Below are 12,608 nucleotides of genomic sequence, written 5' to 3' on the forward strand. Positions count from 1 at the left end.
TTGCGACAGGGAGCGCGTGTTGCCTGGGCGGGAGGAGGGGAGCGTCGTGCGCGCTGCGCGCGCATCCCTTACGGCGTCGGCGTGCGCCAGGCGTCGTCCGGATGGGTGAGCAGCGAGAGTCCGGGCATGCGGTATTCGCATCCGATCAGCGTGCGCTGCTGCATGCCGGGATGCTCGCCGGCGTAGACCACCAGCGCATGAAGATCATCCAGCGCGCCGGACAGCGGCGCATCGCGACTGTCCACCAGCGATTGCTCGAGGCGCGTGCTGGCGGTATCGATGGGGGCGTCCACGAGCAGCAGCACGCGGTTGTCGGTGATCACGACGGCATCGCCTTCGTTGCCCCAGGCGTCCACCGGGGTGTCGAGCCGGTAGAGATCCATCTTCGGCGTACCGTACTGGCGCTCTGTCTGGATGAATTCGCTGGGCCGTTCGCGCTGCAGCCTGGCCAGCAGGCCGGCGATGTCGCCGGCTGAGGTCCGGCAGGTCAGGGCGTCCAGCAGCGTATCCGTCGCCTGCACCGGCGGGGATGGGGCAGGGCTTGCGGGCGCGAGGACCTGTGCCGCCACCGTCGCACTTGCGGCCAGCAAGACCGACGCAAGCGCGACGGTGGCGTTGCTATTCGATCTGCGCATTCGCGTGGGCAGCATCCAGCGCTTCCATGGCGTCGTGCGGCTTCAGCTTGCCGGCCTTCTCGAAAGCCGCCGCCGCGGCGTCCTCCTTCTTGTCGCCATGCAGGAGCAGCATCACGTTGGCGTACTCGATATGGGCGATGGGCGAATCCGGTGTCAGCTTCAGCGCGGTCTTGATATGCGACTCGGCTTCGCCCGCCTTGGCGCCGTAGGTCAGGCCGCCGATCATCGCGCCGATCTTGCCGATGATCTCCGCATGGTAGAGCGCGAGTGCAGTGTGCGCCTCGGCGTGTTTGGGGGCCCGTTCGAGGGTGGCGTCCAGCGAGGTCCTTACCTTGCCGGCGATGCCCTGCTTGAGCGCCTTGGCGATGCTGATGCCCTGGCTGTAGCGGCCCAGGGCGAAGGCATGGCGGTAGTGGCTGTTGGCTTCGTCCGGCAGCGCCTTGACCGCCGCCTCGGCCAGCTGGGCCGCATGTTCGAAGCGCTTGAGCTGCTCGGCTTCGTCGTCCACCAGGTACGTGGCGTGGATGCCGAGTGCCTTCACCGCCACCGACGCACCCAGCGGCCCCAGCGCCTCGCCGGCCTGGTACGCCGTCTGGAACTCGCCACGGTGGAAGGCGCGCCAGGCGTCCTGCAGGCGCTGCGCCAGATCGTCGGCGGCCATGCCCTTGGCGGCATTGCCCGCCGCCGCGATCAGGGCTTTTGCGCGCTTCTCGTCGGGGTAGGGCTCCTGGTCGCCGGCGTGCAGGGCCGGCCATGCCTTCTTAAGCGCGTCGCCCGCATAGGCGTAGGCCTTGGCGTCGTGCGGAAACGGGGCCCATTTCGAGAATCTGGCTGCCATCTGTCGTCCCTCCCAGGATGGGGCGAGCATGGCCGTGAACGAGGTCGGCAGGCAACCCCTACGGAATGTGTGAGCGGAGCGGCCAATAGTGTGAATGCTCGACGCAGGCCGGACAGCATCGCCTCATGGAAGCCGGCCATCGGGGCCGGCATGTGGATGCCCGCTATGGCTGCCAAGAAGACCCCCCGCAAGACCCCCGAACCCACCCTGCGCCATGTCTGGCTCGCTGGCCTTGGCCTGGTCGCGGTGGCCCGTCGCGAAGCGTTGGGCGCCGTCGCGGAGGCGGGCCAGCGGATCGACGCCGCCCGCCAGCAGGCCGCGACGTTCGCCAGCACCGCGCAGCGCGATGTGCTGGGCCGCCTGGCGGATGTCCGTGAGCAGGGCGAAGCCCGCGTGGGCCAGTTCAGCGCCGATGTGGAAGCGCGGCTGGAACCGGTGCTGGTGAAGCTGGGCCTGAAGAAGAAGCCCGTCCGCAAGACGTCGCGCACCCGCAAGCCCGCGCCCGCGCGCGCCAAGACGGCCCGCAAGCCCGCCGCGCGCAAGCCTGCGGCCCGTCGCACGCGTCGCGCCTGATCCCGCGCGGCCGACGGACCTCCAACGCCCCGGCCCGCCGGGGCGTTTCCGTCGCAGGTGCCGGATAACCGCCGGTTCGCAGAAACCGCCGCTGTCGCGTCGGTGCGAGCGGGGGATCGGTACCTCGCCTCGTCTGCGATTGCGCCTGCTCGAGGCAGGCCAGGGTTGCCGGAACGTACTGGCCGAGGTGATGCCCGGGCGACGGCGGGCGCCGCCGCGGCAGGTCTGGATCGCCCCGCTGCCTGCCCACGGCGCATGCACTGCCGTCCGTCGCCTATCGAGGACAGGATCAGTCCTCGATTAGCGCCATACTGGGCCCATGCTCAGCACCTCCAACCGTCTGCTCCGCCTGTTGTCGCTGTTGCAGTCGCGCCGTCACTGGACCGGCGCGGAACTGAGCCAGCGGCTGGACATCGACCGCCGTACGCTGCGCCGCGACGTGGAACGGCTGCGGGAACTCGGCTATCCCATCGATGCCTCGCCCGGCCTGGGCGGCGGCTACAGGCTGGGCTCGGGCAGCGCCATGCCGCCGGTGCTGCTGGAGGACGACGAGGCCGTGGCCGTCGCGGTGGCCCTGCGGACCGCCGCCGCCAGCGTCGGCCGGATGGAGGATACGTCGCTGCGGCTGCTGTCCAAGCTGGATCAATGGTTGCCCGCCCGCCTGCGCAAGCGTGCCAGCGCCCTGTATTCGGTGACGCTGTCGCTGGCGGGCGGGGCGCCCACCTCGGATGTCGACGCACTGCTGCGCATCGCGGCGGCGTGCCGCGACGGTTTCCGGCTGCGGATGCAGTACCGCGACCGCAACCAGCGTGCCAGCGAGCGCCTGATCGAACCCCTGCGGCTGGTGCATACGGGCAGTCGCTGGTACCTGGTGGCGTGGGACCTCAAGCGCGAGGACTGGCGGACGTTCCGGGTGGACCGCGTGCAGGCGCTGCACGACACCGGCACCCAGTTCCCGCCACGCGCGTTCCCGGGCGACGTGGCGGACTACGTGGCCAAGTCGATCACGCAACCTTTCACGCGCTACCAGGTGCGGCTGCGGCTGCCCGGCTCCGTCGCCGAGCAGGCCACGCGCGTGCCGCCGTGGTGCGGGATCCTGGAAGCCGGCGACGAGCGGCACTGCATGCTGGAGCTGGGTGCGGAATCCGTGGATGCCCTGCTGGCGCTGATGGCCCTGATCGGCCCGGACTTCCAGATCGTCGACGACCGCGGCCTGCTGCCCGAACTGCGCGCGGCATCGTCACGGTTGGGGAATGCGCTGGCAGCCGCCTGAGCGGGGCCGCCGGAAGGCGGATGCGCGCCTACTCGGTATACGCCTGGGTCAGCGTGTTCAGGTGTACCCGTTCCGCGTCGCGCAGGAAGGGGGCCACCAGCATCATCACCTGCACGATGCCCTGGCGGATCGCGGCCTGTTCGTCCTTCTCGCCGCGCGTGGAGGCGTAGTTCAGCCAGAAGGTGGATACCACCAGGATGTTGGTGGCCGTGGCGGCCAGCTCCGCCGCCGACGCGCGCATCACCCCGGCATGGCCCATGCCGCGCATCACCGCATGCGCGCTGTCGTCGGCGCGCCGCAGGATGCGCGCGAAGCGCATGCGCAGGCGGCGGTTGCGGCTGAGGATCTCGACCAGGTCGCGGTACAGGAAGCGGTAGTCCCAGATGCACTCGAACACCAGGTGCAGTTGCAGCCAGATGTCCTCCAGCCCGGGCAGGCGGTCGCCGGGGGGCGTCAGCGCCCCGTCCATGCGCTCCTCGTACCGCGCGAAGAGCTGCTCGATGATGTCGTCCTTGTTGCGGAAATGGTAGTACAGGTTGCCCGGGCTGATCTCCAGCTCGTCGGCGATGTGGTTGGTCGTGACGTGCGGCTCGCCCTGTGAGTTGAACATCGCCAGGGCGGCGTCGAGGATGCGCTGGCGGGTATCGCGTGCCACTAGGCGAGCAGTTTCTTCACCAGGTCCACGTACTTCTTCTGGGCGTCTTCGGGCGCGGTACCCTTGAGCTTGGCCCAGGCTTCGTACTTGGCGGTGCCGACGAAGTCGAAGAAGCCCGGCTTGTCTCCTTTCACATCCCCCTCCGAGCCCTGCTTGTACAGCCCGTAGAGCCGCAGCAGGGTGTCGTTGTCCGGACGCTCGGACAGCGTCTGGATGTCCCTGGAGGCTTGTTCGAATGCGGTCTTCAGATCGGCCATGGATGATCCCTCCCAGTGATCGAGGCCATCACACCACGGGTGGTGCAGGCGGTCAATCCGTGACGGGATTGTCGAAACCGGGTGGCTCTGGCAAGTTACGGCGCAGGGCGGTCGGAGGGGCCGGCCCACACAACTTGAGGAATGGGGCTGTCATGAGCTATTTCGTCACGGGCGCCACCGGCTTCATCGGTCGCTATCTGGTCGGCAACCTCCTCAAGCGCAGCGGGACGGTCTATGTGCTGGTCCGCAAGGACTCGCAGAAGAAGTTCGACGCCATCGCGAAGAACGCCGGCTGGGACATGAAGCGCGTGACCGTGGTGCATGGCGACATGACCAGGCCCCGGTGCGGCCTGACGCCCGCCCAGCTGCGCACGCTGACCGGCAAGGTGAAGCACTTCTTCCACCTGGCCGCCATCTACGACCTCACCGCCACCCGGGAGGCCCAGCAGGTCGCCAACATCGATGGCACCCAGCATGCGCTGGACCTGGCGGCCGCGCTGAAGGCCGGCTGCTTCCATCACACCAGTTCCATCGCCGCCGCTGGCCTGTATCCGGGCATCTTCCGCGAGGACATGTTCGAGGAGGCCGAGGGCCTGGACGATCCCTACCTGCGCACCAAGCACGAGTCCGAGGGCCTGGTGCGCAGGGAGAAGCGGATCAAGTGGCGCATCTACCGCCCGGGCATGGTGGTCGGCCACTCGAAGACGGGCGAGATCGACAAGATCGACGGGCCGTACTACTTCTTCACCCTCATCAAGAAGCTGCGCGAACTGCTGCCGCAGTGGGTGCCGGTGCTCGGCATAGAAGGCGGAAGGATCAACATCGTGCCGGTGGATTTCGTCGCCGACGCGATGGACCACATCGCGCACAAGCCGAAGCTGGACGGGCATACCTTCCACCTGACCGACCCCGAACCGATGCGGGTGGGCGAAGTGCTCAACACCTTCTGCCGCGCCGGCCATGCGCCGGAGATGACCATGCGCATCGACGCGCGCATGTTCGCCTTCGTGCCGGGCAGCATCCGCATGGCGGTGGGCAACCTGCCGCCGGTGAAACGCTTCGTCGGCATGCTGCTGCGCGACTTCAAGATCCCCAGGGAAGTGCTGAAGTTCATCACCTATCCCACGCGCTTCGACAGCCGCGAGACCGAGCGTGCGCTGAAGGGCAGCGGCATCGCGGTGCCGCGCCTGGACGACTATGCGTGGCGCCTGTGGGACTACTGGGAGCGCCACCTGGATCCGGACCTGTTCATCGACCGCTCGTTGAAGGGCAAGGTGCGCAACAAGGTGGTGGTGATCACCGGCGGTTCTTCCGGCATCGGACTGTCCACCGCACAGCGCGTGGCCGAGGCGGGCGCCACCACGGTCATCGTGGCGCGCGGCCAGGAGGAACTGTTCAAGGCCCGCGACGAAATGAAGAAGGCCGGCGGCAAGGTGTTCGCCTATACCGCGGACCTGGCCGACATGGCCGACTGCGACCGGCTGGTGAAGACGGTGCTGGACGAACATGGCCACGTCGACATCCTGATCAACAATGCCGGCCGCTCGATCCGTCGCTCCATCGAATTGAGCTACGACCGCTTCCACGATTTCGAACGCACGATGCAGCTGAACTACTTCGGCAGTCTGCGGCTGATCATGGGCTTCCTGCCGAAGATGACCGAGCGCCGCAAGGGGCACATCATCAACATCAGTTCGATCGGCGTGCTGGCCAACTCGCCGCGCTTTTCGGCCTACGTGGCGTCGAAGGCGGCGCTGGACGCGTTCAGCCGCTGCGCGCAGGGCGAGTTGTCGGGCAAGGGCATCAGCTTCACCACCGTCAACATGCCGCTGGTGAAGACGCCGATGATCGCGCCCACCAAGATGTACGACAGCGTGCCCACGCTGTCGCCGGAAGAAGCGGCCGATCTGCTGGTGAAGGCGATCATCGAAAAGCCCAGCCGCATCGCCACCCGCCTGGGCATCTTCGCCGCGCTGGTCAATGCGGTGGCGCCGAAAGCCTACGAGGTGGTGATGAACACCGCCTTCGAACTGTTCCCCGATTCGGCCGCCGCCAGGGGCGACCGCAAGGCGCTGAAGGACGAATCGCCCAGCCAGGAGCAGATCGCGTTCGCGGCGCTGATGCGGGGCGTGCACTGGTAGGGGCCCGCGCGGAGCCGAGCTTGCCCGGCCCCGCAATCCCGCCCTTTCCATCGCAGCGGAGCAAGCTCCGCTTTACGCGTCCTGTGGGTCGGCCCACCGCAGCGGCACCGCCTGCAGGTTGCGCATGTGCAGCGCCAGCGGCTCGATGCGCGACCACAGGAAATCGCGCAGGTCGGCGTCTTCGACCGTCTCGGTCATCGCGCCGTGGAAGCAGGCCAGCCAGCCGCTGGCTTCTTCCATGCCGATCCGGAACGGCAGGTGGCGTGCGCGCAGCATCGGTGCGCCGTGCTTGCGGGTGAACAGGGGTGGGCCGCCCAGCCAGCCGCTGAGGAATTCGAACAGCTTCTGTTCGCTGCCTTCCAGCGACGGCGGATGCTGCGCGCGTACGGCGGCGGCCTCCGGCAGGGTATCCATCAGCGCGTACATGCGCTGGGTCATGCGGCGCAGGCCGGCTTCGCCGCCGATGCGCTCATAGGGCGTGGGGTCGGGAACGTCGCTCATGCGTCGAAATGCGGCATTGGGATGGCGCGATCATCCCGTTGTGCGCGGGCCAGGCCCAGCGACGGAACGCCGCAGCCGCTTCACAGGGTCTTGCACTGCCGCCAGCGCACCGGTTCGCCGCTGCCGGGGGGCGGATTGAGCTGCACACGGCTCGTACGCAGCGCAGGGTAGCGCTCGAGCTCGCTGCAGATCCGCGGCCATGCGTCCTGCCCGCCGGCCGCAAGGTCCACGCTGAGGGTCAGTTTGGTCTGCCACACGCCGCGCGTGATGCCGGGGGTCCTGGCCAGCGCCTTGAGCACCTCGCGCATCTGGATTTCCAGTTCTTCCTCGGTGGGCTCGCGGAAGGCGGCGGGCTGTGCCGGTACCGGTGCGGGGGTCGTGGCGCCGGACGCGGCGGGCGAGGCGGCTCCGGGAGCCGGGCGCGCCGGCGCGGGGGTGTTGGGCCAAGCGGCCATGGCCATGGCGCCCACGGCCAGCGCGCCGAACCAGGCGATGCCGATATGGCGCTTGGCGCGCGCGGCAGCGTAGGCGACCACCTGCTCGCGCAGGCCGGGTTCGATCAGGTCCACCACTTCCGGCCACAGACGCGGGCCGTCCAGCAGTTCGATGGTGTTGCCCTGGGCGGCATCGCGGCCTTCCTTCTCCACATTGCCTTCGGTGGCCAGGATGCCGCCATGGGCCGCGCCCAGACGGATGCTGGCGGCAAGTTCCTGGACCGGTGCGGCGGCGATCCGGTAGGCCGAACCATGCTTGCACGAGAGCAGCCAGCGTTCGTCGCCACGGGCGAGCAGGAAGGTGGACTGCGGCTCGCGGCTGTCCTGCGGATCGGGACTGGCTTCGACCAGTCCCCGGCGCGCCATCGCGGCCAGGACCAGTTTCGAGAATTCGCGCCAGCGCAGTCCCGACAACGCATGCAGGCCGTAGGACATCTCATCGCGGGGGCGGCGGAGCAGCCAGAAATAGGCGGTGGCGGCCGCGCCACTCACCAGAGTGACGGCCAGGCCAAGGAACCAGATGGACATGCGTCGCGGGGCGTTGTTGTTATTTGACCGGCAATTCTACCGGGCCATGCCTGCGACTGTCTGTGGCGCCCGCCGCGCGTGGCGTGACGGAACGAAGAAGCCCGCCAGTCCGAAGCCGTAAGGGGAGGGGAGCAAACGAACTTCGATGGACTGGCGGGCTGGAATGATTGTTACGCCATTCGATGGTGCCGCGCAACAAAAAAATGTTCAGGAAAGCGCACGAAAAAGCCTGTGCAACCTTATGGTGCGGCCTTCCTGCGCGATGCACGCTTGGAGGGCGTCTTCTTCGCTGCCGGCGCCGGTTTTTTGGCGGCGGTCTTGCGCGCCCGTGCCGGCTTCGCGGCGGGCACGCCGCCCAGCTTGCGCAGTTCGGCATTCAGCGCATCCACGCGGTCGATCAGCGCCGAAAGGTCCTCACGGCTGGGTACCTCGAGGCGCCGCAGTGCGCGGTGCACGCGCTCCTCGAACACCTTCTCCAGCCGGTCCCAGGTGTCGGACGCACGTTCGCGCGCCTGGCCCACGGTGGTTTCCATCGCATCGCGCATGGCCTGGGCCTTTCCGCCGGCCGCCTTGCGCGTGGTCTGTTCCAGCGACAGGCCCTCCTTGACCAGGGTCTCGAACAGTTTGGTGCCTTCGGCCTGTGCGCGTCCGAAGGCGCCCACCCCGGCCAGCCAGACCTGCTGCGCGGACTCGCCAAGGCGCTTGGACAACTGCTCGGCCTGGGCCTGCAGGGTTTCGTTGCTGGAAGCGGAAGCGGTCTTCTTGCGTGCGGATTTCTTCAGCGTGGCCATGGCGTTCCGTCGTGGTGGTGTAGGGATTGCGGGCCAGAATCAGCGCCGCGTCTAGAGTTTTCACACCAGCGGCAGTCGCGACCGCAGGCGCATCAGGAATGACGTGCCGCGCGGTGGCGGGACACCAGCTGGTCCACATCGTCCAGGGCGCGACGCAGGCGGGCCGTGGTCTCGGTCATGCGCGGCGCCATGTCCAGGCCCGCCAGGATGGACCGGTTGCGGTCATGGACGATGTCTTCGTTGTAGCGGATGCCGTGCGCGGCCAGCATCGGCTTGAGGGTGGTGGCCCGCTTGCGCAGGTCGGCCAGCGTGTTGCGGTAGGCCAGCTGGCAGACCCGGTGGCGGGAGGAGAAGCTGAAGAGGTTGGTGAAGAACAGTTCGCTGTCGTCCGAGTTGGGCTCGAACACCAGCTGGTCGATGTCCGGATACCGCAGCGGGTACTTCTCCATGCCGATCTGCATGCGCGACTGCAGCAGGGTGCGCAGCGTCTGCGAAAGCACCGCGGGCAGGCCGCCGCTGGCCAGGCCGACCTGTTCGGCCTGGTCGGCCCGGGGGGTGGCCTGGTTGGCATCGAACGGCACCAGGGGATTGATGCCGATCATCAGGTCGATGCCGCGGTCCAGCACGGTGCTGGCATGCATCGTGCGGCGCAGCGCGCCATCAAGGAAGTGGCGGCCGCCGATCTCCACCGGCGGATACAGGCCGGGCAGGGCGGAACTGGCCTGCACCGCGCGCGAAATCGGGACCTCGTCCCAGCCCGGCTCGCCGAAGCGCACGGCCTCGCCGCTGTCCAGGTCCACCGCCACCACGAACAGGTCCGCCTCCAGCGTGCGGAAATCGTTGCTGCGGCCGCGCCGGGTGAAGATGTCGCGCAGGAAGCGTTCCACCTCCTGGTTGTCGAAGATCCCGGTGGGCACCAGGCCGCCGAAGCGCAGGAACAGGTCCGACCAGCGCGTGGCGCGGCGCGGGCTGCGCAGCAGGCGCGACATCCAGTCGGCATACAGCCCCGGCAGGCTGGCCGCGCGGCGCAGGTATTCGCCCACGTTCGGGCGCAGGAAGGTGTCCGGCCGGAACTCCGCATCATCGCTGGTGCCGGTGATGAAGATGCGGCACATCTCGGCCGTGGACATGCGGTTGGCCAGGCCAGCCGCCAGGAAGGCGCCGGAACTGACGCCCACGTAACAGTCCATGCGGGTCAGGTCCAGGCCGTCCAGAGCCTCGTCGAGCGCGCGCAGCGCACCCAGTTCGTACATGCCGCCGATGGGACCGCCGCCGGCGATCGCCAGGCCGATCTTGCCGTTGCGGCCCCGCCGCCGTGCGCTGTGGATCGAAAGCATGTACTACCCGCCGTGACCTTGCTGCCCGAGTGTAGCCGACCGGCTGCCGGGTTGCGGTGGTCGCCCGCCGTCCGGATCATGGTCTCCATGGCCCGAGCAAATCCGCTGATCGCACGCGTGGGCAGGCGCCTGGCCTGGCACCAGGCGGCGCACGACCCCGCGCGCGAGCCGCGCAACCGCCTGCGCTGGCTGCCCGAGGTCAGGCGCTGGCAGGCGGCCAGGCTGGAGACCAGCTTCGCGCACTTCCTGGCCGACCCCACCCGCCGTGCCGCGGCCATGTTCTTCCTCACCGATGTCTACGGCGACCACGACTTCAGCGGGCGCGACGCCAACGTGGCCAAGGTCATGCCGATGATGCAGCGCCTGCTGCCGTTCGCCGTGCTGGAAACCGTGGCCCATGGCATCGAGCTGGGGGTGCTGACGCACACCCTGGACATGCGGATGGCCGAGGCACTGCAGCGGCTGGCGCCCCACCGGCGCAAGCTGGACGCCGAGCTGTACGGCCAGGCGTATCGCGAAGTGGGCCTGCGCCGCCTGCGCCGGCACCAGATCGACCTGATCGCCGAGGTCGGCGTGGGCCTGGCGCGGGCGGTGAAGACGCCGGGCGTGGCCACCTTGCTGAAGCTGTCGCGCGGGCCGGCCCGGGCCACGGGCCTGGGCGAGCTGCAGGGCTTCCTTGAACGCGGGTTCGCCGCCTTCGCCGCACTGGGCGACGGCAAGGCCTTCGTGCGCGATATCGAACGCGCCGAGCGTGCGGTCTCCCGCCGGTTGTTCGCGGCGGACCCGGATCCGTTCCGCGAATGACCTCAGTCGAACTTCTCGCTCAGCACCCGGCGGATCTCCGCCTCGATCGGGCCTTTCATCGCCGAGAGCAGGAAACCCAGGGTGGCGGTGACGCGCAGCGTGTCCGTCAGCAGCGCAATCCGGCCTTCCACGCCCGATCGACTGAAGTTCAGCGTGTCGCCGTCCCAGTCGTAGTCCATGTCGAAGCGCTCGGAGAGCTTCTTCGCCACGCCTTCGATGGCCTTCCGCGCCTGCGCGGGCGTCTTGGAATGCGGATGCTGGATGTCGATGCTGGCCATGCCTTGCCTCCTGTGGCGTAGGACTATTCTGCGCGGCCACGCCGTGCGATGCCAAGCCGGCTATCGCGGCCGGGCGGCAACCTGATAGGCTCCCGTCGCGTGCAGAACCTCAGACTTCACTTCACCAACCGCCCCGCGCCCGACCGGCCGCTCACCACCGGCGTCCACCGCATCGTGCGCGAGGCCGCCGGCACCATCGGCGTGGGCGACGCGCTGCAGGGTGCGTTGCTGGCGCAGATCTGCGTGGACCGGCGTGGCCTGTGGCTGCAGGTGGCCAACGGCATGCGCGGGGTGCACATCAATGGCCGTCCGGTGAAGCGGATGGCCGTGCTGCGGCCGGGCGATGCGGTGTATGTGGAAGGCGTGGAGCTGCTGCTGCAGTCGGGGTTCCAGTCGGCGGCGGAGTTGCGCGACAGCGACGCCGGCCAGGGCGACGCCCGGGTGGTGCTGCGCGGCCTGGGCGGCAAGTACCACGGCAGGAGCGTGTCGCTGGAGCACCCGCGCATCGTCGGCCGTGCACGCGAGGCGGACATCCGCATCGATGATCCTGCCTTCGCCGAGCGCCATGCCCGGCTCGAACTGCGCGGCGACCGCGTGTTGCTGCGCGATCTGGGATCGGCCGAGGGTACCCGCGTCAATGGCATGGCGGTGCGCGATGCGCTGCTGGCCGCGGGCGACCAGGTGGTGTTCGATGCCCAGCACCGGTTCGTGCTCGAGGTGCCCTGGGCCCCCAGTGCGCGGGCGGAGGAATCGGCAACGCCTGACGATGCCGCCCAGGCGCCCGCCGAGGGCGAGGCCCCGCCGGTGGCCAGAGCCTCGGTACGGCGTTGGCCGTGGTTGCTGCTCGCGGCCGTGCTGATGGCCGCCGCGCTCAGCGCGCTGCTGCTGTTCGGCGCCGGCTGAGCGATTTCCACAGGCGCCAGCCCAGCAGTGCGGACAGGATGCCCGCATACAGCAGTGGCTCGCGGATGTCGGATTTCACCAGCCACCAGAAATGCAGCACCGCCAGTACGCCGATGGCGTAGACCAGCTTGTGCAGCTGGCCCCAGCGCCGGCCGAGGCGCCGCATCCAGCCCTGGGTGGAGGTGATCGCCAGCGGCACCAGCAGCAGCCACGCGGTGAAGCCGACGGTGATGTAGGGACGCTTGACGATCTCTTCGAAGATCTGGGTCCAGTAGCCGCGCAGGTCCAGCGCCAGGTAGGCCGCCAGGTGCAGGCTGGCGTAGAAGAAGGCGTACAGGCCCATCATCCGGCGGAAGCGCAGCAGCACCGGTTGGCCGGTCAGCTGGCGCAGGGGCGTGATCGCCAGCGCCACCATCAGCAGGCGGAGCGCCCACAGGCCGGTGCGGTGCTCGATCTCGGCCACCGGATCGGCACCCAGTGCGTCGCTGCCATTGCGCCATACGTCGTGGAATTGCCATGCGAGGAGGGCGAGCGGGGTCAGGACCAGCGCGTGGACCAGGGTCTTGGCGGCGACCAGGCCGGCGGAGGCCTTGCGCATGG

The 12,608-nt window shown here is 68.8% G+C and carries 15 protein-coding genes; 5 read left to right on the forward strand and 10 right to left on the reverse strand.

All coding sequences use genetic code 11. The annotated features are described in order from the left end of the window. Window positions 1-68 precede the first annotated feature (68 nt). Together MUU77_RS08555 and MUU77_RS08560 are read right to left on the reverse strand one after the other, a co-directional pair. Window positions 69-635, reverse strand: coding sequence for a hypothetical protein (locus MUU77_RS08555; RefSeq protein WP_245093780.1), 567 nt, complete (start codon window positions 633-635; stop codon window positions 69-71). Beyond that, window positions 619-1,473 (reverse strand): hypothetical protein, encoded by an 855-nt coding sequence (locus MUU77_RS08560; protein WP_245093782.1) that lies wholly within the window; start codon window positions 1,471-1,473, stop codon window positions 619-621. Before MUU77_RS08560 ends, MUU77_RS08555 begins: the two co-directional genes overlap by 17 nt. A gap of 165 nt (window positions 1,474-1,638) precedes the next feature. Between MUU77_RS08560 and MUU77_RS08565 the strand changes: the two genes are divergently transcribed. Continuing rightward, window positions 1,639-2,046 carry a hypothetical protein gene (locus tag MUU77_RS08565; protein ID WP_245093784.1) on the forward strand — a complete coding sequence of 136 codons (408 nt, stop codon included), beginning with the start codon at window positions 1,639-1,641 and terminating at the stop codon, window positions 2,044-2,046. Window positions 2,047-2,365: 319 nt separating this feature from the next. Continuing rightward, on the forward strand, window positions 2,366-3,319 hold the full coding sequence (locus MUU77_RS08570) for a YafY family protein (RefSeq protein WP_245093786.1): 954 nt from the start codon (window positions 2,366-2,368) through the stop codon (window positions 3,317-3,319). Window positions 3,320-3,347: 28 nt separating this feature from the next. Here MUU77_RS08570 and MUU77_RS08575 read toward each other — a convergent pair whose 3' ends face one another. After that, the gene (locus MUU77_RS08575) at window positions 3,348-3,974 is read right to left on the reverse strand and encodes a TetR/AcrR family transcriptional regulator (protein WP_245093788.1); all 627 of its coding nucleotides are present in this window, start codon (window positions 3,972-3,974) and stop codon (window positions 3,348-3,350) included. Then, window positions 3,974-4,231, reverse strand: coding sequence for an acyl-CoA-binding protein (locus MUU77_RS08580; protein ID WP_245093790.1), 258 nt, complete (start codon window positions 4,229-4,231; stop codon window positions 3,974-3,976). Before MUU77_RS08580 ends, MUU77_RS08575 begins: the two co-directional genes overlap by 1 nt. Before the next feature lie 152 nt (window positions 4,232-4,383). Here MUU77_RS08580 and MUU77_RS08585 point away from each other — a divergent pair, with 152 nt between their 5' ends. Further along, window positions 4,384-6,372, forward strand: coding sequence for an SDR family oxidoreductase (locus MUU77_RS08585; protein WP_245093792.1), 1,989 nt, complete (start codon window positions 4,384-4,386; stop codon window positions 6,370-6,372). Between the two features lie 72 nt (window positions 6,373-6,444). Here MUU77_RS08585 and MUU77_RS08590 read toward each other — a convergent pair whose 3' ends face one another. The 4 genes from MUU77_RS08590 to MUU77_RS08605 form a co-directional block, all read right to left on the reverse strand. Continuing rightward, complete coding sequence (locus tag MUU77_RS08590; RefSeq protein WP_245093794.1) at window positions 6,445-6,873, reverse strand: group II truncated hemoglobin; 429 nt, start codon at window positions 6,871-6,873, stop codon at window positions 6,445-6,447. Window positions 6,874-6,953: 80 nt separating this feature from the next. Next, a complete protein-coding gene (locus MUU77_RS08595; RefSeq protein WP_245093796.1) occupies window positions 6,954-7,895 on the reverse strand; it encodes a restriction endonuclease in 942 nt (313 codons plus the stop codon). A gap of 239 nt (window positions 7,896-8,134) precedes the next feature. After that, window positions 8,135-8,686 carry a phasin family protein gene (locus tag MUU77_RS08600; protein ID WP_245093798.1) on the reverse strand — a complete coding sequence of 184 codons (552 nt, stop codon included), beginning with the start codon at window positions 8,684-8,686 and terminating at the stop codon, window positions 8,135-8,137. Window positions 8,687-8,778: 92 nt separating this feature from the next. Further along, entirely contained in the window at window positions 8,779-10,023 is a 1,245-nt protein-coding gene (locus MUU77_RS08605; RefSeq protein ID WP_245093800.1) for a patatin-like phospholipase family protein, read from the reverse strand. Between the two features lie 87 nt (window positions 10,024-10,110). Between MUU77_RS08605 and MUU77_RS08610 the strand changes: the two genes are divergently transcribed. Then, the gene (locus tag MUU77_RS08610) at window positions 10,111-10,827 is read left to right on the forward strand and encodes a hypothetical protein (protein WP_245093802.1); all 717 of its coding nucleotides are present in this window, start codon (window positions 10,111-10,113) and stop codon (window positions 10,825-10,827) included. Window positions 10,828-10,829: 2 nt separating this feature from the next. On the opposite strand, the gene MUU77_RS08615 is transcribed toward MUU77_RS08610, so the two are convergent. After that, window positions 10,830-11,105, reverse strand: a complete 276-nt coding sequence (locus tag MUU77_RS08615; RefSeq protein ID WP_245093804.1) for a polyhydroxyalkanoic acid system family protein — start codon at window positions 11,103-11,105, stop codon at window positions 10,830-10,832. A 99-nt stretch (window positions 11,106-11,204) separates the two neighbouring features. Here MUU77_RS08615 and MUU77_RS08620 point away from each other — a divergent pair, with 99 nt between their 5' ends. After that, window positions 11,205-12,008, forward strand: a complete 804-nt coding sequence (locus MUU77_RS08620) for an FHA domain-containing protein (RefSeq protein ID WP_245093806.1) — start codon at window positions 11,205-11,207, stop codon at window positions 12,006-12,008. Here the strand turns inward: MUU77_RS08620 and msrQ are convergent. Beyond that, window positions 11,977-12,606, reverse strand: coding sequence for a protein-methionine-sulfoxide reductase heme-binding subunit MsrQ (gene msrQ, locus MUU77_RS08625; RefSeq protein WP_245093808.1), 630 nt, complete (start codon window positions 12,604-12,606; stop codon window positions 11,977-11,979). The genes MUU77_RS08620 and msrQ overlap by 32 nt on opposite strands. Window positions 12,607-12,608 lie beyond the last annotated feature (2 nt).

Source organism: Pseudoxanthomonas sp. F37, from assembly GCF_022965755.1.
In the GTDB taxonomy this organism is placed as follows: domain Bacteria; phylum Pseudomonadota; class Gammaproteobacteria; order Xanthomonadales; family Xanthomonadaceae; genus Pseudoxanthomonas_A.